Genomic DNA, 25,314 nt, shown 5'->3' on the forward strand with positions numbered 1-25,314 from the left:
CGCTCGTTCGTTTAGAACAAGCGGCTTTTTTTTATTTTTTCTTTGCTCTTACTCGTGGAAGAATCTTTTTCTGTTCTACTTTGGATTCGCGAATCCAAGTATCCTCGTTTTCAGAGTCAAATTGTTCGATGAATTTAATAACTTCTTTAGTAATTGGTGTAGGAGTTGAAGCGCCTGCAGTTACAGCCACTTTTGAAACGCCTTTGAGCCAATCCAGATCAATTTCAGTAACATCAGCAATACGATAGGCTTGAGTGCCGGCGATTTCCATTGAAACTTGAGCTAATCGATTAGAGTTATTACTTTTAGGGTCACCTACAACTAGAGTTAAATCAGCATCTTTTGCCTGTTCAGACACAGCTTCTTGTCTGACTTGTGTGGCCATGCAAATTTCTTGATGTTTCTCTACGTGAGGATACTTTTCTTTAACTTTTTCCATCACGTCATAGACGTCCCATTGACTCATTGTTGTTTGATTTGTAATTAACAGCTTATCGTGATCAAGGTCAAGTTCTTCAACGTCTTCTTCTGTTTGCACGAGGTGAACCTTCCCGGGGGCAACTCCCATAGCTCCTTCCGGCTCTGGGTGGCCTTTTTTCCCAACGTATACAATTTCATACCCTTCTGCTACACGGTCTCTAATAAGATTGTGGGTATTTGTAACATCTGGACAAGTGGCATCAAGGGTCATTAATCCTTTTCTCTTTGCTCTTTCTTTAACTTCTGGTGAAACTCCGTGAGCTGTAAAAATAACAGTCCCATCGTTAATACCTTCTAATAGATCTAAACGGTTTTTACCATCGACGGTTATAATTCCTTCACTTTCAAATGCATCGGTAACATGAGAGTTGTGGACAATCATACCTAAAATATATATCGGTCTTGGCAGATTAGGGTCTTTTGCAGCATTTTGAGCAATAACCATAGCATCTACCACTCCGTAACAATAACCGCGAGGGGCGATTTTTATGACTTCCATTTCATAAATCCTCCTCTTCGTTCTAAAAACAACTTTGAAACGAATTAATTCATCCTCTATTATAAAGGCTAAAGCTATAGAAGACAAAGAATCTCTATGATTCGTGCAATTCCTCCTATAGTCGATTATAATAGGATAGGGATAATATACATTAAAGGAGTACGTTATGAGTAACCATTCATTTAAGGAATACGCAATAGGCTCAAGTGTAGAGCAAATTATAGAGGGGCTGGGTTTTACAAATCCTACGCCGATTCAACAGCAGGTCATACCCGCGGCTTTACGCGGTGAAAGTTTAATTGGGCAGTCACATACTGGCTCAGGTAAGACTCATGCTTATTTATTGCCACTTTTTAATCAGATGAACGAAGCAGAAGAGAGTGTGCAATTTGTTGTAACTGCACCTACTCGGGAACTAGCCATGCAAATATATAATGAAGTGAAAAAAGCTATTCAACTTGCTGGAAAAGATGAAGTTTGGCGATCCAGCTTAGTTATTGGAGGTACGGATAAGCAAAGAATGATAGATAAACTTTCCGCTAACCCTCCGCAAATAATTGTAGGAACACCCGGACGAATTTTAGACATGGTTAAGGAAGAAGCCTTAAACGTGCATCATGTAAAATCTTTTGTGCTGGATGAAGCAGACTTAATGCTGGATTTAGGTTTTATAGAAGATGTAGATCAAATTTTACTTCGTATGAATGAGGACCTTCAATTATTAGTTTTCTCAGCTACAATTCCAGAGCGATTGCAGCCCTTTCTCAAGAAATATTTAGTAAATCCAACTCAGATTGAGATTAAAGATGATAAACCGTCCCCGGAAACAATGGAGCATCGTCTAATTGCTCTAAGGCATAAAGAACCTGCTGATGTAATTTTCGAGATTTCAAAAAGCATCCAGCCGTATTTAGCGATCATTTTTACAAATGGCAAAGAACAAGCGGATGAGTTGGCTTCTTCATTGTTGGATAAAGGATTAGAAACAGGGGTTATTCATGGCGGATTAAGCCCGAGAGAACGGAAGCGTATGCTTAAAGAGCTTCAAAACTTACGTTATCAATACATTGTTGCCACAGATCTTGCATCTAGGGGGATTGATATTCAAGGCGTTAGTCACGTCATTAATGCCAGAATGCCAAAAGAAGAAGAATTTTATATTCATCGTGTAGGACGAACTGCTAGAGCTGGCTTAGAAGGAACGGCTATTAACTTATATACAGAAGAAGATTTGCCTTTGATTGAGAAGCTAGAAAAGCGTGGATTATCCTTTACATTTTATGAAGTAAGAAATGGAGAATGGGTGGAGGCGAAGTCATATAAAGAAAGACAAAAACGCACCCCAATCCAATCTGATCTTGAAAAGAAAGCAAAACGAATGGTCAAAAAGCCTAAAAAGGTTAAACCAGGATACAAGAAGAAAATGAAACAAGAAGCAGATAAAAATTATAAGAAACTCAAAAGAGACAGCTTTCGCAAGAAGCGATAGAGAGGAGTATAACTATGGTTAAAATTGGATCTCACGTTTCTATGAAGGGGAAAAAGATGTTGCTCGGAGCAAGTGAAGAGGCCGCTTCATATGGTTCATCCACCTTTATGATCTATACAGGGGCGCCTCAAAATACGAGAAGGCGTCCAATCGAAGAATTGAATATTGAAAATGGAACGAAGCATATGCAAGATAATGGTATTGAAGATATTATTGTGCATGCTCCTTATATCATTAATATTGGGAATACAACTAAACCTGAAACATTTGAGTTAGGAGTCGATTTTTTAAGAAATGAAATCAAGCGAACGGAAGCGATTGGCTCAAAGCAAATCGTGTTACACCCTGGTTCTCACGTAGGACAGGGAGCCGATAAGGGAATAGCGAAAATTATTGATGGTTTAAATGAAGTGCTGCACAAAGACCAAACGGCTCAAATTGCGTTAGAAACAATGGCTGGAAAAGGGTCAGAGTGTGGACGCAGCTTCGAGGAGATCGCTCAGATTATCGATGGAGTTACACTTAATGAAAAACTTTCTGTATGCTTAGATACTTGTCACATTCACGATGCGGGATATAATGTAGTGGACGATTTCGATGGTGTACTTGATGAATTTGACCGCGTGGTAGGAATCGACAGAATTAAAGTAGTACACGTTAATGACAGCAAAAATATCCAAGGTGCAGGAAAAGACCGCCATGAAAATATTGGATTCGGCCACATTGGTTTTGACGCTTTACATTACATTGTTCACCATGAAACATTTAAAGATATTCCTAAAATTCTTGAAACTCCATATGTAGGAGAAGATAAGAAAAATAAACAGCCTCCATATCAATTTGAAATTGATATGCTTAAAAAAGGAATATTTGATGAGGAACTAAAAGAGAAAATTAAGAATCAGTAAAGAAGTGAAACTTTAGTTTCTCTTTCATCTTGAATAAACATTCCTTGCATGACTAAGAGGAAAGGGTTTTAGGAAACGACTCCTTTTCCATGGGCGAATGGTGTGACTCCTTGGGCTGAAAAGCCCTCCGGGGCCTTATTCGTGTCTCCCATTGGAGTGTCGCCGTTTCCTGTTCCATTTCTCCATACCATAATGGAGAAACCCTGAGAGTGCTCAAAAGCACTCTCTTTTTTTTACTGAAGCCACTCTTCTACGCCATACTGTTTGGCCAAACGATGTAATAACATATCTAGAGAGCGGGCCGTTTCGTTAGATGTGATAGCTGCAAGTTTCCGAAGCATTCTCTTTCTACCTTGCTTTTCAAAGGGATTTTCCTTATTTTTCTTTAACTCTTTTACAATTTTCTCTGCTTCTTTATAAGTAAGGGAGATATCGTACATTTGACTGAAATAAATTAGCTCTTCTGTGGTTATGTTTTTTAATTTGTGGGTAATGTACTGTTGTGCCATGTTTTTCATCTATCCATTCTCCTTCTTTAACTATTCAGTACACCTTATGTTCAGAGGATAGGAATCGTTCTAAGTTTTACCATATGATTATTGATTGAGTTTTAAAGAAGAGTGGAGTATTATGATTCGATGTGTGCCATAAGTGAAGAATTGTGGGCAGAAGGAGTGTTCGTTTTGCGAGCTGTTACAATGTTTGCTCAAATTAGCTTTACGATTATCTTAATTACGGGTTCGGTTTTAATCGTTCATTATTATAAAGATAAAGATAATCGTTTATTAGCGGAAAAAAATGAGCAGCTTACGGAAGAAAATGAGAAGTTGCAGTCAGAATATGATTACTTAACATCTGATGCGGCAAAGCTTGAAGATCGTGATTTTGATAATTGGTCATACTTAGAAGAACAAGCCAATGCTTTTTACAAAGACAGTAGTGGTGAATTTAAAAAGCCCTGGGCTTTATTTCTAGTTAAACAAGCAGAAAAATATGGGGTAGATCCCATTGTTGTTTATGAATTGCTAAAAGTGGAAACAGGGGACACATTTGACCCTGAGCTTGTTGGACCAGAAACAAAATATGGTAAAGCATATGGAATGGCGCAGTTTATGAAGAATACAGCACCATGGATTGCTGATATGGCTGGCCTGCCTTATGAAGAAGAGTTATTATTTGATCCCTATTATTCAATTCAATTGTCTGTTGTATACCTCGATTTTTTATACAACAAGTACAATAATTGGGATGAAGCTTTAACAGCTTATCATCGAGGAGTGGGAGGTCTTAAGAATTATGTAGAAGAGAATGGGGATGCGAAAAGCTGGTATGCGAAAGAGATCCAGTCAAAAGCTAATGCACATGATACTTTAGCTAGTGCGAACTAATGAAATTTTCTACACGTGTAGAGGGTTTTCGCTTTATAATCCCATTATATACCTCACCTAAAAAAAGAGTTTCTTCACATACTAAACTTGATTCTCAAACAGAAAGTGAGGGTTTTGTATGGAAGAAACAAATAAGTCTGTAGGGGATCAGGAAGAACAAGAGCTTCAAAAGCATGGAGAAGAAATCGATTATTCTACAGAAGTAGAACGAGTCGCTAATCAACCTGTTTATGGCGAAAGCTATGATGAGGAATATGCTCAAGAAGCTGCGATGCCTATAAACGAACCTATTCGTTCTCAAGAAGCAGAGACGAACATGGAAGAGGAAGTTAAGTCAGGTATGGCTTGGGTGGGACTATCCGCTGCAATTCTTTCCTTCTTCTTTGCTCCGTTTTTACTTGGAATCGTGGGGATTGTATTTGGTGTTATTGGTAAAAGGCGTGGAGCGGATACGCTAGGTAATATGGCGATCATAATCAGTATCGTTTCCATCCTATTTTCGTTATTCTTAGCTCCCGTAACTCAAATATTTTAACCTAAAAAAGGTGGACCGCTTTGGTCCACCTTTTGTTTATGCTTTTTGTTCTTCTTTTTCCAGTCGTTCTTTCTCGTAATGTTCTTCGGCAAGTTTATCGACTTCTTTTTTCAATTCCTCAACCATAATGTCTTCAGGGACTTTACGAATGATTTCTCCGTGACGGAAGAGAAGTCCTTCTCCTCGAGCCCCGGCAATTCCAATGTCCGCTTCTCTTGCTTCGCCAGGGCCGTTAACTGCACAACCAAGGACTGCTACTTTTATAGGAGCTTTAATTGTTTGAATATATTCTTCAACTTCATTAGCGATTGAAATTAAGTCAATTTCAATACGACCGCAAGTTGGGCAAGAAATTAACGTAGCTGCGTTAGAAGCTAAACCGTAAGATTTTAACAACTCTTTAGCCACTTTAACTTCTTCAACAGGATCGGCACTTAAGCTTACTCGAAGAGTACTGCCGATTCCTTTACTCAGAATAGCTCCTAATCCTGCTGCGCTTTTTACTGTCCCGGCAAACAATGTTCCGGATTCAGTAATTCCAAGGTGAAGCGGGTAAGAAATTACTTCGGCTGCTTTTTCATAAGCATCAATAGCTAATTTAACATCTGATGCTTTCAGAGAAACAATAATGTCGTGAAAGTCTAGATCTTCAAGGATCTTAATATGGTGCAATGCACTTTCTACCATACCCTCAGCGGTAGGATAGCCGTATTTCTCGAGGATATGTCGTTCTAAAGATCCCGCATTAACTCCGATTCGAATCGGGATATTTTTAGCTTTAGCTGCTTCAACAACAGCTTCTACTTTTTCTCGTTTACCAATATTCCCCGGGTTAATTCGAATTTTATCGGCTCCGCCTTCGATGGCTTTTAAAGCTTTTTTATAATCGAAGTGGATATCCACCACTAATGGAATGTTAATTCTTTTTTTAATTTCAGGAATCGCGTCCGCTGCTCGATCGTCTGGACATGCGACACGAACAACCTGACATCCTGCTTCTTCTAAACGATGAATTTCAGCTACTGTAGCTTCTACATCGTGAGTTTTAGTTGTAGTCATGGACTGTATCACAACCTGATCTGCTCCACCTATGGTCAGATCGCCGACTTTAACAGGTCGAGTATCTTTTCTGTGAGTTATTGCCATTAATAATCGCTCCTTTGTATCTGGAAAAAAGCTCATTATAAATACCACTTTCATTATAAGGGGTATCATCTTAAATGAGAAGTATAGACACTTAAAACTTACGGTTTGTTTACATTACTTTCGACAAAATTGTACGTTAGCCTTTAAAATTATATCATGAGGATGAAGAGATGAAAAACTTTACAGCTAATTTGAAACAAAATGTTTCACTAAAACGTATATAATATAGAAGAATGGAAAGAAGGTGAATGAATGGGGTTATTATCGCACGATTGGATCGTTTTACTCGTCACACTATTTGGTACCTTGTTTTTAATCGGAGAGTTACTTGTTAACATGCGTGGTCTCTTTGGAGTACTCGGCTTAGGTTTCATTAGCGTTTATTTTTACTCCTTTCTAACGCCGGATATGTTTGCTCTTATGATGTTTGTTTATATTCTAGGGTTAACTTTAATTATTATTGACGGAAAAGTGGTAAATGACGGTACACTAGCTACAATTGGTGCAACTGCTATGATCATTGCAGTTGGTTTTAGTGCCCCTAACTGGGTATCAGGTTTGTACGCAGTGATTGGTGTGTTGATTGGCGGTGCTTCTTCTCTTATGTTCCTGAAAGTCTTCAAACGAAGGGAAATGTGGACGAAGATCGCTTTAGTTGACCAGCTAAGTTCCGAGATGGGTTATAACTCAATGAAGGAGTCATACGCTGACTTGGTAAACAAAACAGGAAAAGCACTGACCGATATGAGGCCTGTTGGAACCATTCAAATTGATGAGGAAGAATACAGTGCTGTTTCGAATGGACAATGGATTTATAAAGGAGACGAATTAAGAGTCGTTTCCGTGGATGGCACAAGGATATTAGTTAAAAAAACATCAAAACCAACAGAGGAATAGACCAGTGATTATGCTGGTCTATTTTTTGTGGGCAAATGTTGGAGGGCTAACCCTATATAGATAAGCGAAAAGAATAGGTGCAATATAATTAACCAGGAGCTTGAAAAAATAAATATTTCAAGAAGGACGAAAACTATGGTGGGGGCAGTGATGGAAAAAGCTGTTATATTCCATAACTGTTTATAATCAGTACGTAAGGAACGGATACGTGTGTATAGCAAAGCCATACTAGCAAGTATAGATACTAAGCAAAATAATGCGGCTGCTATAAAAAAATATAAAAATGGAAGAAAGATAACGATAAAGATGCCGCTTGAAACACCGCTGGCTGCTGTAAACTCTTCTTCTGTAAAAAAGTATGTAAACAATGACCCTAAAAGCACAGGGATTAAAATGACCACGCTTAAGAAAAACAAATAACTGATGGCTTTACCCATTGGTTGAATTCGAAAAGCAGCAAGCATCTTGCTATGATAAAAGCTTTTTATTAATTGTTGCGTTTTACTCATATGTAAATATCCCCTTTACATTAATCGATTCTATCGTAATCGACAACGCTCTATAAAGGCAAGTTAAAAAGGTGGAATAATTCGTCAAAATAACGCGAATGTAAATTTAATGTTAAGATTCGAAAAATACCTTTACAAAGCATTTTTACATCGTCAATAATGAGGAAGGTATTTTAAAAGAAAAAAAACAAACTTGGATGAAGAAAGGGTGGAGAAACTGTGGAAATCGATGTGCAACAGATGATATTTGAGTTCATTGGTGGTCTAGGTATTTTCCTATTTGGTTTAAAATATTTGGCGGACGGGCTTCAGCGTACCGCAGGAGAACGTTTAAGAGAGATATTAGACAAGTTTACTAGCAACCCATTTATGGGAGTTTTAGCTGGTTTGTTTGTAACCGTGCTTGTACAGAGTAGTACGACAACCACTGTCTTGACCGTAGGGTTAGTTAACGCCGGTTTTATGACGTTTAGACAAGCTATTGGAGTTATAATGGGTGCTAACATTGGTACCACAGTTACAGCATTTATTATCGGTATTGATATAGGGGCCTATGGGTTGCCTATTATAGCTGTAGGTTCTTTCTTGCTTTTCTTCTTTAAGAGCAAAAAAGTAGGAAATTGGGGACAAACGATCTTTGGTTTAGGTGCTTTATTCTTTGGACTTGACGTTATGAGTGGAGGTATGAAGCCGCTTAGAAGTCTAGAAGCCTTCCAAGAGTTAACAGTAAGTATGAGTGATAACCCAATATTGGGTGTAGTCATTGGTACTTTATTTACTGTAATCGTTCAAAGTTCAAGTGCAACCATTGGTATTTTGCAACAACTATTTGGTGAAGGATTAATGGACTTGCAAGCAGCGCTGCCTGTCTTATTTGGAGATAACATTGGAACAACAATTACAGCTGTGCTGGCATCTATTGGAGCTAGCGTAGGAGCCAAAAGAGCTGCTGCAGCTCACGTTATCTTTAACGTCCTCGGGGCAGCCGTCTTCTTAATACTGCTCGTGCCGTTTTACGCTTTCGTTGACTGGCTGCGTGTCACATTGGATCTAAATCCAGAGATGACTATTGCGTTTGCTCACGGATCATTTAACATTGCCAATACAATTGTACAATTCCCATTCATTGCCCTTTTAGCTTGGATTGTGATGCGAATCGTACCAGGTGAAGATTCTATTATTGAATACAAGCCGCAGCATCTCGATCCGATCTTTATTGAACAATCTCCATCTCTTGCATTGGATCAGGCGAAAGAAGAAGTTATTCGCATGGGTGAATATGCATACAAAGGCTTAGAAGAAACAAGCCTATATTTAAACAATAAACAACAGAAGCACTCAGAGCTTGCGATGCAAATCGAAGAAGCTTTAAACAACTTAGACCGTAAGATTACGGACTATTTAGTTGACCTGTCTCAGGCTCAGCTGTCAGATGAAGATAGTCACAAGCATACTGCACTTATGGACTCCGTTCGTGACATCGAACGTATAGGAGACCACTTTGAAAACATCATCGAGCTCATCGATTATAAGAATTCAAATAAAGTTATTCTTACTGAACAAGCCATTGATGATTTAAATGAAATGTTTGACTTAACGTTAATGACGGTTAAACAGGCTACGAAGTCATTAGAAGGAATGGACCGTGAAGAAGCTTTATCGGTTGTGCAAAAAGAAAATGAATTGGATCGAATGGAAAGAACTTTCCGTAAGAAGCATATTATTCGTATGAATGAAGGTGTATGTACGGGCCAAGCAGGAATCGTATTTGTTGATATGCTAAGTAACTTAGAGCGTATTGGAGATCACGCTGTAAACATTGCTGAAGAAGTTCTTGGAGAAAAAGAAAGTCTATAAAAAATTATTAAGCCGCTGATTCATTCAGCGGCTTTAATTTTTTGAAAAAATACGTAATAACTTATTGAAACTGGAGGAGCATCATGCTATATTAATTTTGTTGTCGAAAAAGACAAAAAAACTTTGTTGACAGCTTAAGTAAACCATGGTATATTTATTTGCGTCGCTTCATTGAAAGTGACCACGATTTCTCACATGGCGGTGTAGCTCAGCTGGCTAGAGCGTACGGTTCATACCCGTGAGGTCGGGGGTTCGATTCCCTCCGCCGCTACTACCAAGTGCTTCATGGCTTTGAAAAATGCGACATAGTATCACCTTAAGTGTCCAGCCTTGGAAGCATACTAATAACGCAATATACATATTACAATTTTATTTCTACATGGCGGTTGTGGCGAAGTGGTTAACGCACCGGATTGTGGTTCCGGCATTCGTGGGTTCGATTCCCATCAGCCGCCCCATGTTGGACCCTTAGCTCAGCTGGTTAGAGCTATCGGCTCATAACCGATCGGTCGCAGGTTCGAGTCCTGCAGGGTCCACCATTATTTTTTTTGCGGAGGAGTACCCAAGTCTGGCTGAAGGGAGCGGTCTTGAAAACCGCCAGGGGCTTCACGGCCCGCGGGGGTTCGAATCCCTCCTCCTCCGCCATTTACATATCTGCTTCATAAATAGATAAGCTACTTGGACTTGAAAACATCTACCACCAATTAAATACTGCGATGGCTCGGTAGCTCAGTCGGTAGAGCAACGGACTGAAAATCCGTGTGTCGGCGGTTCGATTCCGTCCCGAGCCACCATTTTTCAACAAGCAAATGAAGCTTGTTTTTTTATGTTTAAAAAAGCAAGAATCGGGAATGCATATAACCGGAGCTCAACAAACTAACTCATTTGGTGTGCAAATGAGTTGCAAGAAAATTTTCGTTTTGGTAATGTACAATTGTGAAATGAAAATTTTTCACAATGTACATACTATTATAAGGAGGAGTTAAACATGGCTAAATTTGAACTACCAGAACTACCTTACGCATACGATGCACTTGAACCTACTATTGATAAGGAAACGATGAACATCCACCATACGAAGCACCACAACACTTATGTTACAAAGCTTAATAGTGCGCTTGAGGGACATGCTGATCTTCAAGACAAGTCAGTAGAGGAACTTCTAGCAAATAATTTAGAAGTCGTACCTGAAGATATTAAGACTGCAGTTCGTAACAATGGTGGCGGTCATGCAAACCATAGTCTATTCTGGACGATTCTTTCTCCAAACGGTGGAGGAGAGCCGTCAGGTGAACTAGCTTCTAAAATCGAAGACGCTTTTGGCGGATTTGATCAGTTTAAAGAGAAGTTTGAAGCTACAGCACTTGGACGTTTCGGGTCCGGTTGGGCGTGGCTAGTTGTTAATAACGGCCAACTTGAAGTTATTGATACGCTTAACCAAGACTCTCCTTTAATGGAAGGTAAGACACCTATCTTAGGCCTTGATGTCTGGGAGCACGCTTACTACTTGAACTATCAAAACCGTCGTCCTGATTATGCTAAAGCATTCTGGAATGTAGTAAATTGGGAAGAAGTTTCTAAGCGTTTCGACGCAGCTAAATAATTTATTGAGCAGAAGGATACAGATTGCGATCTGTATCCTTCTTTTTGTATATCTCATATTGTTCTGATTACACTAAGAACAGATGGCTAAAGGAGATATACAATTATGCTGAAATTGTTAAAGGTGTGGTTAAAGCAAGAGAATGTATCGAAAGACCTTATCTTTTTGTTGTTAATTGGGGGTCTTTATTCTCTAGGGATTTTCTTATCGAGCACTTTTGTTAACATTTATTTATGGAAACAATCTAATAGTTATACTGATATAGCACTGTATAATCTAAGCATTTATGTAATGCAGCCTTTGACATTTATCGTGGCGGGCAAATGTGCTAAAAAAATTGACCGTGTAATCGTGCTGCGTGCTGGAGTCATTGTACTTTCAGCTTTCTTTTTGGCTGTTTTAATCATTGGGGAAAGGGCCGCGCAGTTTAACATTCTTTTAGGCTCATTATTAGGGATTGGCTATGGGTTTTATTGGCTGGCTTTCAACGTACTTACATTCGAGATTACAGAACCGGATACACGTGATTTTTTTAACGGATTTTTAGGAGTGCTCCAATCTTTTGGGGGAATGACTGGTCCGCTTTTTGCAGGTTATGTGATTTCAAGGCTGGACCAACTCACTGGATATACCGTTATTTTTGCTATTTCATTTAGCTTCTTTATACTGGCGGTTTTTATAAGTTTTGGTTTATCAAGAAGGAAAGCACGCGGAAACTTTTCGTTTAGAAGAATTATATTAGAGCGGAAATACAATTCGAATTGGAATAAAATTCTGCAAGCGCATGTATCACAAGGATTTAGAGAAGGAACTTTTTTATTCGCTGTAACCATTTGGATATTCTTACTAACAAGAAATGAGTTTACATTAGGTGTGTACAACCTCGTCTATTCTGGATTTTCATTTTTGTTTTTCTTTTTAGTAACGAAACTTGTGAAGCCTAGTCGAAGAAAACAAGCGATCTTTTATGCTGGATTAGCTCTATATCTGTCTGTGCTGCTTTTGCTGATGGGAGAAAGTTTATCATTACTGCTCTTTTATGGAGCGGTTACTGGAGTGTTTTTTCCGCTTCTGTATGTGCCATACCAGTCGTTAACGTATGATGTCATCGGCAAGTCATGGAACGCTGGAGAGATGCGGATTGAATATATTGTAGTAAGAGAAATCTTTTTAAATGCAGGACGTGTCTTATCAATAGGTGTGTTTTTACTATCTATTGTATTTATTCCACCAGAGACAGGTATTCCTTATATCTTGCTCATCATAGGTGGGGGGCATTTCCTCATTTACTTTCTTATTAAAGATATTCATTTTAAAACAAAACAACCGGCACAAAATTGAAACTTTTTCTCATGGATTGCTACTGTTTTCTAACCTTATATAAATGATATACTATAGGTTGGAATCATTAGAAGTAAGGGAGAGGAACCATGGGGAAGAATTCAAATCATAAAAAATCGCATTTACCTTTCCGTTTAAATATTATCTTTTTTATCGTTTTCCTTTTATTTGCAGGCCTGATTTTGCAATTAGGTGTCGTGCAAATTTTAACGGGAGAATCTGCACAAGAAGAAATAGACCGCACGGAAAATACAACGACGACTATTCCGGTACCGAGGGGAGAAATGTACGACCGGTATGGAAGAGTAATGGTGAATAACGAACCTCTTTACTCAATTACATATACACCACCTAAAGGGGTTCAGGCAGAAGATCGATTAGAAGTGGCTGAAGCCATGGCTCAATATATTAAGATGGATTTTGAAGATGAATTAACAGACAGAGATTTACGAGAATATTTCTTTTTAAAGAATGAGCAGGAAGTTACTGAACGCCTTTCAGAAGAAGATCTTGAAGACTTAGACAATGGAGAAGTTTATCAAGCGCAAATAGACAGTATTACAGAAGAAGAAATTAATGATTTTGATGATGAAACAAAAGAAATCATCGCTATAAAAAAAGAGCTGGATAAAGCGTACACCTTATCTCCTCACGTAGTGAAAAATGCAGATATTTCACAAGAAGAATACTCGACTGTCGCTGAACATTTATCTGAACTTCCAGGAGTTAACGTTACTTCCGACTGGGAGAGAGACTTTCCTTATGATAATACATTCAGAAGTTTTATCGGAGGAATCACGACAAGTGAACAAGGCATTCCTCGTGATGAAGAGGATTACTACATGTCGCTGGATTACAGTCGTAATGACCGCGTAGGTACCAGCGGATTGGAAGAGCAGTACGAGAGTGTACTGCGAGGAACGAAGGAAAAAGTTCAGTACACGACAGATAAAAATAATACTGTGATAGATACTGAAGTCGTACGGGAAGGTTCACGAGGTAAAGACCTTATGCTCTCTTTAGATGTTGAACTGCAGCAGGAAGTAGACGACATCGTTGAAGAAGAGCTTGTTAAAGCAATTGAAGAAGAACCGCAGGCGAATAGACATATGGAGAATGCGATTGTGGTAATGTCTGATCCTAACAATGGAGAGGTTCTTGCTGTTTCAGGGAAAGAATATAATCGAGATCGAGAGCCAGGCGATGATAAAGTATCGGATGCGTCTTACCAAGCTGTTTATAATGCTTATATGCCAGGGTCTACTGTTAAGGGTGCAACGGTGCTTACAGGACTTGAAGAAGGAGTTATCACACCAGGCACGGTTGTTAACGACAGGACATTAAGGTTTCAATCTTCACCTAATAAAAGCTCGTACCGCCCTGGTATCGGAAACGTAAACTACCGTCAGGCGCTTCAGCAATCTTCAAACGTTTATATGTTTTATATTGCGATGTGGATGGGCGGGCACGAATATGTTGAAAATAGTACACTAAACTTACAAAGTGATACGTTGCAAAGGTTTAACTACCACTTTAATCAATTCGGATTAGGGGTGGAGACAGGGATTGACTTTCCTTATGAAGCCAAAGGGTTTGAGGAAATGAATTTTCCTAATCCCGGTGTCGTATTGGACTATTCAATAGGGCAGTACAGCACATATACGGCTATGCAGTTGAATCAATATGTTTCGACGATCGCCAATGGCGGGAATCGCGTGCGGCCGAAACTAGTAAAGGAAGTTCATAATCCAAATGAAGAGGAAGAAGGATTAGGACCTCTATATAATAAGTATGATACGGAAGTAATGAACAGGTTAACAATGGATGAAACGGACATTACCCGTGTGCAGGAAGCGTTTCGAGATGTATTTAGACCTGGTGGTACAGCGTACAGCTATTTTGATGATGCAGAGTATCAAGTAGCTGGTAAGACAGGGACGGCTCAGGAGAGTAAATTTGTTCAAAATGACAATGGGACTACTGAGAGATATGATACCCTTAACTTAACGATGGTGGGCTATGCTCCTTATGAGAATCCAGAAGTTGCTTTCTCTGTAATGGTTCCTTATACGGGGACAGATTCCGATACAAGTATTAACGGTGTCATATCCCGTCGCATTATGGATGCTTATTTTGACCTTAAAGAAGAACGAGAAGAAAACGGAATAAATCTTGAGTTAACTGACGCTGATGAGAAGGTAGAAGAAGTAGAAGAGGAGTGATGCTATATGGCATCACTCTTTTTTTGCGGGTAATGTTCCCGAAACCTCATTAGAAAACAATAGTCCTGCTTTTTATACATAAAAATAAGCTTGTTTACAAAACCTTTACGTTGCTTTCATATGTACTTAAAACTTCACCTTTATTATATGAATTGTGAGTTGGTCAAGCCAACATCCATAACATTAGAGAATGTAGGGGGAGTTAAGATGAAGAATTTCAAAAGATTAGCACTACTATTCGCATTCTTATTAGTAGTCGGAGTACTTGCAGCATGTGGAGGATCTTCCGAAGAAGAAGGATCAGGGTCTGAAGATGGAGGATCAGGTGATTCCATCACTGTTGGCGGTTCAAGTGCGATGCAGCCTTTAGTTGCAGCAGCAGCAGAAGAATATATGGCTGAAAACTCTGATGCTCAAATCGACGTTCAAGGCGGCGGAAGCGGTACTGGACTAAGTGAAGTTGCAGCCGGCAACTTTGACATTGGTAACTCAGACTATTTCGCTGAAACTAAAGACGACATTGACGCTGAAGAGCTTGTTGATCACAAAGTAGCCGTTGTAGGTATGACGGCAGCTGCTCACCCAGAAGTTGGTGTTGATAACTTATCTAAAGATGAATTAAAAGACATTTTCACAGGAGAGATTACAAACTGGTCTGAAGTTGGTGGAGCAGATGAAGAAATCACTCTTGTTAACCGTCCTGATGGTTCTGGTACTCGCGCTACATTCAACGAGTTCGGTCTAGACGGTGAAGAGCCTGCTGAAGGAATTACTGAAGATTCTTCTAACCGAGTAATGCAAATCGTAAATGATACGCCTGGTGCAGTAGGTTACCTTTCTTTCGCTTATTTCGAGCGTAACGAAGATATCGTTCCTATGGGTATTGATGGAGTAGAACCAACTGATGAAAATGTTCAATCAGGAGAATTCCCGATCTGGGCTTATCAGCACAGCTACACACAAGGTGAGCCTGAAGGTCTAGAGAAAGATTTCCTTGATTATATGATGAGTGAAGAAGTTCAGACTACCATTCTTCCTGACCAAGGATATATTCCAGCAACTGAAATGGAAGTAGAACGTGATGCTGAAGGTAACGAATCTGAAATTGAATAAGCATAATAATTAAGAATTTAATCGGGATATCATAGGGTTGGCCTAAGCATCTGACATAAATTAATGAAGTTACTAACATTAATTCATTAATTATCAGATGTCTAGGTTCAGCCCATTTCCCATGCTTTAGGAGGATATTTATGGATAACGCTCAGAAAACTGAGACAAACAATCATAGATTACTAAAGAAAAACGGCTCTTCCAGTAAAAGAAATGAAAGCAGAGGTAAAGTCCTGGTTTATTCCAGTGCAGCTATAGTAATTATTGCTACTCTTGCGATCACAATTTTCCTAGGCTATAAAGGGATTCGTACATTCTTTGTATTTGATGTAAACGTGTGGAATTTCCTAACGACCACAGGCTGGGATGGAACAGAAAACAGCGGAGCCTTCTCGTTCATTTTCGGCTCATTTGCTGTTACTTTTCTTGCGGCTTTGGTTGCGGCTCCATTAGGTATAGGAAGTGCCATTTTTATGACGGAAATTGCGAAAAAATGGGGGCAGAAAGTACTTCAGCCTGTTATTGAAATTTTAGTCGGGATTCCTTCCGTTGTTTATGGATTGATTGGTGTTACTGTTATTGTGCCTCTATTAAGGGATAATGTAGGAGGACTAGGGTTTAGCTTGTTGGCCGGAATGATTGTAGTAGGTGTAATGATCCTGCCTACCATTACTAGTATTTCTGCTGATGCGATTAAAGCTATTCCGCAGGATATAAAAGATGCATCCTATGGACTTGGGGCTACAAGATGGCAGACGATTTATAAAGTTATTATTCCGGCGGCGCTGCCGTCATTAATGACAGCAATAGTTCTTGGGATGGCACGCGCCTTCGGAGAGGCTTTAGCTGTTCAAATGGTTATTGGTAACGTCAAAGGCCTTCCCGAGTCAATTATCGACCAGGCAGCAACGTTAACATCAATTATTACGCTTGATATGCCTCACACCACTTATGGAAGTGTGCATAACAGCTTACTATGGTCACTGGGACTGTTCTTATTAATAATGTCCTATGTGTTTATTATTATTATTCGTGTTGTGTCCTCAAGGAGGAAAGTGTAATGAGCAGAAGAATCGTAAACAATTTAGCCACGTCTGTATTCATTTTATGCGCCGTAATTATGACGGCTACTCTAGTTTATTTATTAGGTTACATCCTTACAAATGGACTATCCAACGTTGACTGGTCCTTCATTACTTCTAATTCTAGTTCATCCATGGAAGGCGGAGGAATTAAGAACCAGCTTTGGAATTCCTTTTATATATTAATCGTAACACTGATTTTTTCTGTTCCTCTGGGTGTATTAGGTGGCATTTACTTAGCAGAATATGCTAAGCCAAGTAAATTAACGAATGTAATCCGTACAAGTGTAGAAGTATTATCTTCACTCCCTTCAATTGTGGTAGGAATGTTTGGGTTGCTGGTATTCGTTCAATATGCAGGTTTAGGTTACTCAATTATTGCAGGAGCATTAGCACTGACTGTATTTAACCTGCCAATTATCGTTCGTGTAACTGAAGATTCGATTCGCTCAGTTCCTAAAAAACAGAAAAATGCTAGCCTTGCACTCGGGATTACTCATTGGCATACCGTAAAAACAGTGTTAGTGCCAGCTGCATTCCCTGGAATCTTAACTGGTATATTACTTTCTGCAGGACGTATTTTTGGTGAGGCGGCTGCTTTATTATTTACGGCTGGTCTTTCGACAAACAACTTACAGTTTGATACTTGGAATCCATTTAATTCTGATTCGCCGTTAAACCCTTTCCGCTCAGCCGAAACATTGTCCGTTCACATCTGGAAAGTAAACTCACAAGGGATTATGCCGGATGTAGACGAGATTGCAAGTGGATCTGCTGCCGTTCTGATTATTTTTGTACTTGTATTTAATGTTACAGCACGTGTTATAGGAAATGTTATTTACAACAAGATTACTGGGTCAAAATAAGAAAGGGGATCCCTCATGTTAAAAGTACAAAAAAAACATGCTGAAAAAGAATATGGCGAGAGCCAAACTAAAGAGAAAACCTTGGATAACAGTAAAATGAATCAACCTGAGATTAACTCACTTCTTGATTTGCGTAATTTGAGTGTTTATTACGGGAATCATCAAGCCGTAAAAAATGTATCGATGCCGATTGAGAAAAATAAAGTTACTGCGTTTATTGGTCCTTCAGGGTGTGGTAAATCTACTCTGCTACGTACAATAAATCGCATGAATGACCAAATTCCTATTGCTCATTATGATGGAGAAATTAATTATGATGGGGTGAACATTTTAAATCAGGATATCGATGTAGTGGCTTTAAGAAAAGAAGTTGGCATGGTGTTCCAGGAACCCAACCCATTTCCCAAACCAATTAGAAAGAACATTACCCATGCTTTGAAATTTATGGGTATGAATAAATTAAACATGAATGAAATTGTAGAAACTTCGCTGCAGCAAGCAGCATTATGGGACGAAATTAAGGACAGGTTAGACGATTCTGCTCTTTCTCTTTCGGGAGGACAGCAGCAAAGACTTTGTATTGCTAGAGCATTGGCACTTCAGCCAAACGTATTATTATTAGATGAGCCTACTTCAGCACTCGATCCTATTTCAAGTGCCAAAGTAGAAGACTTAGTTATGGAGCTTAAACAGCATTATACGATCGCGATCGTAACTCATAACATGGAGCAAGCAGCTCGGATTTCAGATAACACAGCTTTCTTATACAATGGTGATTTAATTGAATTTGGAAACACATCCGATCTGTTTACGAATCCTAAAGAAAAACGAACGGAAGATTATATCTCTGGAAAGTTCAGTTAATGATCATTAACTATTAAATATATTCGAGGGAATTTAAACTAAGAGTGATATTTTCTTGTAAAGGGATGAATTCAAATGGAGAAACACTCATATGAGATTGAAAACTTAAATTTATGGTATGGCAGTTCTCAAGCTTTACATGAAATAAAGATGGATATCCCTTCTAATCAGGTGACGGCGATTATCGGCCCTTCTGGCTGTGGGAAGTCCACTTTCTTAAAGGCGCTAAACCGTATGGTGGAAATGGTGCCAGGTGTTAAAGTTGCCGGGAATATTAAATATAACGGGGACGATATTTTATCATCTAAATATCATCCTGAAGAGTTAAGAACTAAAGTAGGAATGGTTTTTCAGCACCCCAATCCATTTCCTAAATCAATTTACGACAACGTTGCTTTTGGCGCAAGAGTAAAAGGTATTCGTAAAAAAGCTGTATTAGATGAAATGGTGGAGAAAAGTTTAAAGCGTGCAGCCATCTGGGACGAAGTGAAAGATCGATTAAATAAGAATGCTATGGGTCTATCTGGAGGGCAGCAGCAAAGAATCTGCATAGCCCGTGCAATTGCCAATGAGCCTGATGTTGTATTAATGGATGAACCAACTTCTGCACTTGATCCCATCTCTACCCTTCGTGTTGAAGAGTTAATTCAGCAGCTGAAAGAGCATTACACGATTGTTGTAGTTACACACAATATGCAGCAGGCGTCACGCATTTCAGATCGTACGGCTTTTTTCTTGAACGGTGAAATTATTGAATACGCGCAAACAGACCAAATCTTTTCTAACCCTAAAGATAGACGCACCGAAGATTATATCAGTGGAAGGTTTGGATAATTCAGAGGGGGAACCTATTTATGCAAACACGTCGTTTTTTTAATGAAGAGCTACAGCAGTTGAAGGTTGAAGTGGAAGAATTAGCAGAAGACACAAAGATTGTACTAAATAATTCAGTTGAAGCACTATATAATAGTGACCTTAAAACCGCACAACAAATAATTGAAGAAGATTACATCTACAATAAAAAAGAACAGCATATAAATGATTCTGCTTTAATTATGATTGCTAAACAGCAGCCTGTAGCTTCTGATTTAAGAAGGTTAATTGCCGCTATCAAAATATCCAGTGATTTAGAAAGAATGGCTGATCATGGAAAGAACATTGCAAAAGCTACTCTTTTTCTGGGAGATGACCACCCTATTTCTATTCACTCTACAATTAGAGAAATGATGGAGATTGCTTTATCAATGGTTGATATTGCGATTAAAGGGTATCACAATGAAGATGTTTCATTTGCAAAGGTATTAGCCGAAAAGGATGATAAAGTAGATGAGTTATACGGTCAGGTTACCAAAGATCTTCTGGAGCTAACCGCTAATAATCCTGATCAAATCCAATATATTATGCAAACTGCTTATACTTCAAGATATATTGAGCGGTTCGCTGATCACTTGACTAACATTGGGGAAAGTATTCTCTATTTAGTAAAAGGCGTTTCTTATGATTTGAACCAATAAAAGTAAAAAGGACCCTTGCCACAGGGTCCTTTTTATATAAATGAATTATCTTGTAATCGTATCAGCCACTTCATCTCTATTCATGTTTTCATTTAATTCAAACTCCCCAATTTGAATATATTGGGTTAATTTACGATCAGATAAGTAAATATCAAATGATTCAGCATTTTCAATAATACCTTGTTGTTCAAGAGTTTGGCTTATATCTGTTGAGCTGATTCCCTCTTCGATGACGAGAGTATAGGTGTTTGTTTCATTTTCTTCCTCCAGGCTTTCATCTTCTTCCTGAGTTTGTTCGTCATCATCGGTTTCATTTGTACTTTCTTCCGTAGAGGCAGCTTTCGTTTGTGAATGAATGGCTTCATTGATTTTTTCTTGAAGCTGCTCTTCGGTTAACACGTTATAATGGCTAGCTTCGATTTCACTTATCATATCTTCCTCATCCATAGTGACTGTGCTCTCAGCCTGCTCGTTTGGTCCAAGCCAGTAAGCCATTCCCATTATAACTGTAGAAACTAAGATTCCTAGTGAAAAAAAACGTATGGATTGTTTCATTGAGGGACACCCTCTGCAGCATAGCTATGAACAATGTTCTGGACATCGGAAACACTCATATTTGTTTCTTTAGCAATTCGTTCTGTTGAATATCCACCCTGGTACATACTTCTAATTGTTTGAGCGAGGGGAGGATGCTGGGAGGAAGAGGAGCGAGGGTGTTTTATCATTTCCTCTGTTAAATCCCCGGTCAACAGTTCTTCTTCCAAAACGTTTAATTTTTTCTTCACTTGATATGTATCTTGCATCACTTGAATCGACAATTGTTCGACTTGGTCTTCTACATCTTTTAAACGATCGTTCATGAAAAACGAGGCGATAAATAGAACAACACTTATCGCGGCTAAAGTAATTAAAATAGGTATCATTTTGTTACATTCCTCTCTTTCCACGTACAGTTATACCATATTTAAAGAGGGATTTCTATAAGCTAATTCGTCTATTTACATTTACACACTTGAAAGCTACTCGAAGTTTTGGTACGATTATTAAGTCTGATTATGTGGATAAAGACAGTGAATTGAATCATGATTTGGAGGGATAAACCATGCGTGTAAATATCACACTTGCTTGCACTGAAACTGGTGACCGCAATTATATTTCTACAAAAAACAAGCGTACAAACCCTGAACGTATTGAGCTTAAAAAATATAGCCCACGTCTAGGGAAGCATACGCTTCATCGCGAGACTAAATAAGCAGCGGAGTTTTATACTCTGCTGTTTTTTTATAGGGATGATGATATGAAAAAACAATTATTACGTGAGCAAGGAAAACTCACACTAAAGTCTTTTTCTAGGAAAGAGAAAAAGGAAATTGAGCAGCAATTATACAATCAACTATTTCAATCATCTTTTTACAAAGAAGCTAAGACCATTGGTGTTACGGTCTCTTTAAAAAGCGAATGGAACACTAATCCGATTATCGAAAAAGCGTGGGAAGATAATAAAAACGTAGTCGTACCTAAATGTGCCCCTCAAACTAAATCAATGACATTTTACGAGTTAACAGATTATAGTCAATTGGAGACCGTGTATTATGGCTTAAAAGAACCATCTCCTAGTCAAACTTCCGCTGTGGAAAAAGAGGCCATTAACCTTATTTTGGTCCCTGGTTTACTTTTTGATCGAAGAGGGTTCAGAATTGGTTATGGTGGAGGATTTTACGATCGATACTTAAAAGATTTTCAAGGTCATACAGTCTCTTTGCTATCTCATCGTCAGTTGATAGAAGAGATTCCTTATGAATCGTTTGATCAGCCTGTTCATCAATTAATTCTTGAAAACGAAGTCGTTCGCACGACATCATCAATAGAATAAACACTGCTTTACATGGAAAAACTAAGTAGAACGTAATTTCTACTGGAGGTTTCCATAGATGAAAAATAAAAGTATCTTTTTCACACTAATCCTTATTCCTGTTGGTACTGTCCTTTTCTCTTTAAGAAATAAGATCATCCCAATCGTAGCTTCCGTTCCTATCTTAAGAAGGTATAGTGTTCGTTTTGTAATGAAAATACCTTTTGTGAGGAAAAAGCTGATTGGAAATCTTTTTAAGTAAATACTAACTTTGTATAAGGTAGTCAGCTTGTAGAGAAACCTTCGTTTTCTCTACCTTGACAGTGTAAATATCCTTGAATTAGGGAGAGGAAAGGGTTTTAGGAAACAACTCTCTTTCCATGGCCCCACACGACGTGCGAACTTAATCGAACTTCCTATTTAAGACTTTCTCGGGCTTTATTAGCCCTCCATGGTCACACCTTATTCGTGTCTCCCTTAGGAGTGTCGCCGTTTCCTAAAACTCTTTTTCGATAAATAGCCATTAGTGTAAATGGAGGATCAGCCGTGTCCTAAGAGGAGATTTTCCGTCCTGCCCCGTGGAAAGCGGCGCTTTTTCCTGTTCCTTTTCTTCAAACTCTAATGAAGGACCCAGGGGATACCATGTTTTTCGACAGCCTGACTACCTTTATATAAGGTAGTTTTTTATTGCCTTTTTTTAGCTTACTTCATCGCGATCATGGTATGATTTTCTTAGGAGAGGGGGGAGAGTGGTGTTCATTAAACAAGAATTCTATTTGTGGAAGGTAACGTACGACTTAGTGGTTAAGCACGGGTATGAAATTGTTTATATAGATGAGCAAACGAGTGAAGTATGGCTCGCCAAAAACCAAAGAGGCGAACAGAACGTTTTGAGGATTGTGCATAAAGAATTAAACTGGAGAAATGAATTAAAAAGAGATGTGAACAATGCACAAGAGCAAATTAGAAAGAATAATCATTTGTTTAGGGGAGGACGAACTCATCTACACTGCATATTTATCTCTGAATATCCTCCTGTTGATGAGTGGGAAGAAGTTGAGATTCCACCAAAAAAGCGCATAAAACAGATAAGTGTATACTATCTGGATGATCAAGAGAAAGTAAAAGAACAGTCTCGCTTTTTTGAGAAGTTTCAATTAGAAATGACGAAGAGCGCTTATGAATTAGAAGATATAGAATATGAAAGTCAGGTTATTTATTTAAAGCAGCAGGTTAAGACGATTCAAAGAAAAAGAAGACAAGAACTTCAGGAAGTTTTTTCTCATGGAAAAACAGTAGTGGCTTTTATTCTTATTGTTATCAACCTCATTCTTTTTGCGCTTATGGAGTGGAAAGGTAATAGTACATCTGCTTTAACCCTGATTGAGTTTGGGGCTAAATATAATCCTGCTATCCTTAATGGGGAATGGTGGAGGATTGTAACTTCCATGTTTCTTCATATTGGAATCGTTCATCTTTTAATGAATATGCTCGCGTTATTTTATTTAGGAATAGCTGTGGAGAAGATTTATGGCTCCACGAGGTTTCTAACGGTTTACTTTCTAGCAGGAATATTTGGTGGAACAGCGAGTTTTATGCTTAATCCTCAAATTGCTGCAGGCGCATCTGGAGCTATATTTGGTTTATTTGGAGCGTTATTGTTCTTTGGTCTCAAAAATAAACGTGTCTTCTTTCAAACGATGGGCTACAATCTAATCATGATCATTGGAATAAATATTGCTTTCGGTATTATAGTGCCGCAGATTGACAATGGAGCTCACGTAGGAGGTTTAATAGGGGGCTTTATTGCTTCTATGATGGTAGGTCTTCCTAAGCGTTCCAACCAGCTTAAAAGCAAACTTTTAGCCGTATTTCTATATAGTCTATTAATGGTCTCAATGATCAGCATTGGAGTTTACAAAGGAGATGGTGATCAGTCAGCTCTCTCTCACTTGCAGATCTCACAGGAATTAAATGAAGCAAAGCGGTTTAATGAATCGATAGAAACAAGTACGAAGGCCTTGCATCATCCGGGAGATTATGAAGCTGAACTATTATTTAACCGTTCGTACGCATATTTTCAAAATGATCAGCTTTCCTTAGCAAAACAGGACTTAACCAAGGTCATAGAGCTTCAACCAGAAATGGCAGAAGCTCATTTTAACTTAGCACTTATTTATCAATCGGAGGGAGATTTGGATTCAGCTAAACAATTCGCTGAAGAAGCAGCTAACCTTCAACCTGACCATGAAAATTTCCAAGAATTAATCAATCAATTTAATAATATTGAATAAGCTGATTTTTCTCTCCTTGATCATCTTCATAGAGTACCATTAAATGCTTTCCTTTTTTATCAAATAAAAGAAGTGGAATATAACTTTGTATAGGGTGCTTTGATTTTGCATCTTTAATTCCTAGCACATAATTCTTATATAGGCCCTCCCATAGTTGTCCGGAAATTCTATTGTATTGACCTTGAGGTATATACGGGAATGGGTTTTCTTCATTGTAAGAAGGTAAGTCGGTTAATGGTACTTGTTCATATTGTTCTACGGGTATCTGGTAGTAAGCTTTAAGTTCATCCCACTGGGCTTTAAGCTGCTGGTGAATGGAATGGTCAAGTTTATTTTTCCATTTTTCTTCCTCTTGTGTTTCAGGTTTCTTAAACGCAATTCGGTTAGAATGGGGGGAATCAATAATGTATAGTAAATCCCCAGAAGTTGCTTGAATACTATTAATTACATCATCATCTTTATGTATTTCTCCATGATGAAAAGTAACGGCTTCATATTTCTTAGTATCTTCCCCGTGCAGGGTGGAGTGTTTATTTATTTCATCTGCATTTTCTTTCCACTTATTGACTACGCCTTTTAATCGGCCATTTACATATAGTAAAGAAACATCTTGTCTGAGATACACTTTTTCGTCACTTTTTGATTTAATCTTCCAACCGACCTCATACTCATCATCCCCTTCTCCTTCCTGGAACGAAAGAGACGTTTCTGCGCTTTCAAACTTCACTTCTTCATCAATTGGAAAATATTTAACTACGGATTCTTCTTTTGTAACTTGATAAAAGTAAAATAATGTTAAAGATAGCAGACTTACACAAATTGATACCCAAATGTATTTCAATCTCTAGCATCCCC

At 38.5% G+C, this 25,314-nt stretch carries 26 protein-coding genes and 5 tRNA genes; 24 read left to right on the forward strand and 7 right to left on the reverse strand.

All coding sequences use genetic code 11. The features are described from left to right. Positions 1–31 precede the first annotated feature (31 nt). Positions 32–979: a 4-hydroxy-3-methylbut-2-enyl diphosphate reductase gene (locus IEV27_RS01430; RefSeq protein ID WP_188375676.1), complete on the reverse strand. Its 948-nt coding sequence runs from the start codon at positions 977–979 to the stop codon at positions 32–34. A gap of 166 nt (positions 980–1,145) precedes the next feature. Here IEV27_RS01430 and IEV27_RS01435 point away from each other — a divergent pair, with 166 nt between their 5' ends. Together IEV27_RS01435 and IEV27_RS01440 are read left to right on the forward strand one after the other, a co-directional pair. Continuing rightward, a complete protein-coding gene (locus IEV27_RS01435) occupies positions 1,146–2,468 on the forward strand; it encodes a DEAD/DEAH box helicase (RefSeq protein ID WP_188375677.1) in 1,323 nt (440 codons plus the stop codon). A gap of 14 nt (positions 2,469–2,482) precedes the next feature. Further along, the gene (locus IEV27_RS01440; protein WP_188375678.1) at positions 2,483–3,376 is read left to right on the forward strand and encodes a deoxyribonuclease IV; all 894 of its coding nucleotides are present in this window, start codon (positions 2,483–2,485) and stop codon (positions 3,374–3,376) included. A gap of 233 nt (positions 3,377–3,609) precedes the next feature. On the opposite strand, the gene IEV27_RS01445 is transcribed toward IEV27_RS01440, so the two are convergent. After that, entirely contained in the window at positions 3,610–3,894 is a 285-nt protein-coding gene (locus IEV27_RS01445; RefSeq protein ID WP_188375679.1) for a DUF2624 family protein, read from the reverse strand. 165 nt (positions 3,895–4,059) lie between these two features. Between IEV27_RS01445 and IEV27_RS01450 the strand changes: the two genes are divergently transcribed. Both IEV27_RS01450 and IEV27_RS01455 read left to right on the forward strand, forming a co-directional pair. After that, positions 4,060–4,764 carry a lytic transglycosylase domain-containing protein gene (locus IEV27_RS01450; RefSeq protein ID WP_229734791.1) on the forward strand — a complete coding sequence of 235 codons (705 nt, stop codon included), beginning with the start codon at positions 4,060–4,062 and terminating at the stop codon, positions 4,762–4,764. Between the two features lie 118 nt (positions 4,765–4,882). Continuing rightward, the gene (locus IEV27_RS01455) at positions 4,883–5,299 is read left to right on the forward strand and encodes a CD225/dispanin family protein (RefSeq protein ID WP_188375680.1); all 417 of its coding nucleotides are present in this window, start codon (positions 4,883–4,885) and stop codon (positions 5,297–5,299) included. Between the two features lie 36 nt (positions 5,300–5,335). On the opposite strand, the gene ispG is transcribed toward IEV27_RS01455, so the two are convergent. Beyond that, a complete protein-coding gene (gene ispG, locus IEV27_RS01460; RefSeq protein WP_245345282.1) occupies positions 5,336–6,445 on the reverse strand; it encodes a flavodoxin-dependent (E)-4-hydroxy-3-methylbut-2-enyl-diphosphate synthase in 1,110 nt (369 codons plus the stop codon). A 252-nt stretch (positions 6,446–6,697) separates the two neighbouring features. On the opposite strand from ispG, the gene IEV27_RS01465 reads away from it, so the two are divergent. Continuing rightward, a complete protein-coding gene (locus tag IEV27_RS01465; protein WP_188375681.1) occupies positions 6,698–7,342 on the forward strand; it encodes an NfeD family protein in 645 nt (214 codons plus the stop codon). A gap of 8 nt (positions 7,343–7,350) precedes the next feature. Here IEV27_RS01465 and IEV27_RS01470 read toward each other — a convergent pair whose 3' ends face one another. Then, the gene (locus IEV27_RS01470) at positions 7,351–7,851 is read right to left on the reverse strand and encodes a DUF1189 family protein (protein WP_188375682.1); all 501 of its coding nucleotides are present in this window, start codon (positions 7,849–7,851) and stop codon (positions 7,351–7,353) included. Between the two features lie 219 nt (positions 7,852–8,070). Between IEV27_RS01470 and IEV27_RS01475 the strand changes: the two genes are divergently transcribed. From IEV27_RS01475 to phoU, 15 genes are all read left to right on the forward strand, one after another. Beyond that, positions 8,071–9,708 (forward strand): Na/Pi cotransporter family protein, encoded by a 1,638-nt coding sequence (locus IEV27_RS01475; RefSeq protein ID WP_188375683.1) that lies wholly within the window; start codon positions 8,071–8,073, stop codon positions 9,706–9,708. A 197-nt stretch (positions 9,709–9,905) separates the two neighbouring features. Then, positions 9,906–9,979, forward strand: a tRNA-Met gene (locus tag IEV27_RS01480). Positions 9,980–10,090: 111 nt separating this feature from the next. Further along, positions 10,091–10,166, forward strand: a tRNA-His gene (locus tag IEV27_RS01485). A gap of 4 nt (positions 10,167–10,170) precedes the next feature. After that, positions 10,171–10,247: transfer RNA gene (locus tag IEV27_RS01490), tRNA-Ile, on the forward strand. A 13-nt stretch (positions 10,248–10,260) separates the two neighbouring features. Next, a tRNA-Ser gene (locus IEV27_RS01495) sits at positions 10,261–10,353 on the forward strand. 73 nt (positions 10,354–10,426) lie between these two features. Continuing rightward, positions 10,427–10,502, forward strand: a tRNA-Phe gene (locus IEV27_RS01500). A 194-nt stretch (positions 10,503–10,696) separates the two neighbouring features. After that, entirely contained in the window at positions 10,697–11,311 is a 615-nt protein-coding gene (locus tag IEV27_RS01505; protein WP_188375684.1) for a superoxide dismutase, read from the forward strand. Between the two features lie 105 nt (positions 11,312–11,416). Then, entirely contained in the window at positions 11,417–12,652 is a 1,236-nt protein-coding gene (locus IEV27_RS01510; RefSeq protein ID WP_188375685.1) for an MFS transporter, read from the forward strand. Positions 12,653–12,741: 89 nt separating this feature from the next. Further along, the gene (locus IEV27_RS01515) at positions 12,742–14,874 is read left to right on the forward strand and encodes a peptidoglycan D,D-transpeptidase FtsI family protein (protein ID WP_188375686.1); all 2,133 of its coding nucleotides are present in this window, start codon (positions 12,742–12,744) and stop codon (positions 14,872–14,874) included. Between the two features lie 207 nt (positions 14,875–15,081). Continuing rightward, positions 15,082–15,987, forward strand: a complete 906-nt coding sequence (locus tag IEV27_RS01520) for a phosphate ABC transporter substrate-binding protein (RefSeq protein WP_188375687.1) — start codon at positions 15,082–15,084, stop codon at positions 15,985–15,987. A gap of 140 nt (positions 15,988–16,127) precedes the next feature. After that, positions 16,128–17,048, forward strand: a complete 921-nt coding sequence (gene pstC, locus IEV27_RS01525) for a phosphate ABC transporter permease subunit PstC (RefSeq protein ID WP_188375688.1) — start codon at positions 16,128–16,130, stop codon at positions 17,046–17,048. Next, on the forward strand, positions 17,048–17,935 hold the full coding sequence (pstA, locus tag IEV27_RS01530) for a phosphate ABC transporter permease PstA (RefSeq protein ID WP_188375689.1): 888 nt from the start codon (positions 17,048–17,050) through the stop codon (positions 17,933–17,935). Before pstC ends, pstA begins: the two co-directional genes overlap by 1 nt. A gap of 96 nt (positions 17,936–18,031) precedes the next feature. Beyond that, the gene (gene pstB, locus IEV27_RS01535; protein ID WP_188376783.1) at positions 18,032–18,799 is read left to right on the forward strand and encodes a phosphate ABC transporter ATP-binding protein PstB; all 768 of its coding nucleotides are present in this window, start codon (positions 18,032–18,034) and stop codon (positions 18,797–18,799) included. A 75-nt stretch (positions 18,800–18,874) separates the two neighbouring features. Then, complete coding sequence (gene pstB / locus IEV27_RS01540; protein ID WP_188375690.1) at positions 18,875–19,633, forward strand: phosphate ABC transporter ATP-binding protein PstB; 759 nt, start codon at positions 18,875–18,877, stop codon at positions 19,631–19,633. Between the two features lie 20 nt (positions 19,634–19,653). Next, positions 19,654–20,313 carry a phosphate signaling complex protein PhoU gene (gene phoU, locus IEV27_RS01545; RefSeq protein WP_188375691.1) on the forward strand — a complete coding sequence of 220 codons (660 nt, stop codon included), beginning with the start codon at positions 19,654–19,656 and terminating at the stop codon, positions 20,311–20,313. Between the two features lie 45 nt (positions 20,314–20,358). Here the strand turns inward: phoU and IEV27_RS01550 are convergent, their stop codons facing one another. After that, entirely contained in the window at positions 20,359–20,868 is a 510-nt protein-coding gene (locus tag IEV27_RS01550) for an endolytic transglycosylase MltG (RefSeq protein WP_188375692.1), read from the reverse strand. Next, complete coding sequence (locus IEV27_RS01555; RefSeq protein WP_188375693.1) at positions 20,865–21,236, reverse strand: hypothetical protein; 372 nt, start codon at positions 21,234–21,236, stop codon at positions 20,865–20,867. Before IEV27_RS01555 ends, IEV27_RS01550 begins: the two co-directional genes overlap by 4 nt. 179 nt (positions 21,237–21,415) lie before the next feature. Here IEV27_RS01555 and rpmG point away from each other — a divergent pair, with 179 nt between their 5' ends. The 4 genes from rpmG to IEV27_RS01570 all read left to right on the forward strand — a co-directional run bounded on the left by rpmG (position 21,416) and on the right by IEV27_RS01570 (position 24,459). Further along, a complete protein-coding gene (gene rpmG, locus IEV27_RS01560; RefSeq protein WP_188375694.1) occupies positions 21,416–21,565 on the forward strand; it encodes a 50S ribosomal protein L33 in 150 nt (49 codons plus the stop codon). A gap of 45 nt (positions 21,566–21,610) precedes the next feature. After that, positions 21,611–22,186, forward strand: a complete 576-nt coding sequence (locus IEV27_RS01565) for a 5-formyltetrahydrofolate cyclo-ligase (RefSeq protein WP_188375695.1) — start codon at positions 21,611–21,613, stop codon at positions 22,184–22,186. 58 nt (positions 22,187–22,244) lie between these two features. Beyond that, positions 22,245–22,427: a protein YqgO gene (yqgO, locus tag IEV27_RS20180; protein WP_507762583.1), complete on the forward strand. Its 183-nt coding sequence runs from the start codon at positions 22,245–22,247 to the stop codon at positions 22,425–22,427. Positions 22,428–22,917: 490 nt separating this feature from the next. After that, positions 22,918–24,459, forward strand: a complete 1,542-nt coding sequence (locus IEV27_RS01570) for a rhomboid family intramembrane serine protease (protein WP_188375696.1) — start codon at positions 22,918–22,920, stop codon at positions 24,457–24,459. Here the strand turns inward: IEV27_RS01570 and IEV27_RS01575 are convergent. Beyond that, the gene (locus tag IEV27_RS01575; RefSeq protein WP_188375697.1) at positions 24,443–25,300 is read right to left on the reverse strand and encodes a hypothetical protein; all 858 of its coding nucleotides are present in this window, start codon (positions 25,298–25,300) and stop codon (positions 24,443–24,445) included. The two genes, IEV27_RS01570 and IEV27_RS01575, sit on opposite strands and share 17 nt — an antisense overlap. Between the last annotated feature and the right edge of the window lie 14 nt (positions 25,301–25,314).

The organism is Halobacillus andaensis (assembly GCF_014636475.1).
GTDB lineage: Bacteria > Bacillota > Bacilli > Bacillales > Halobacillaceae > Halobacillus_A > Halobacillus_A andaensis.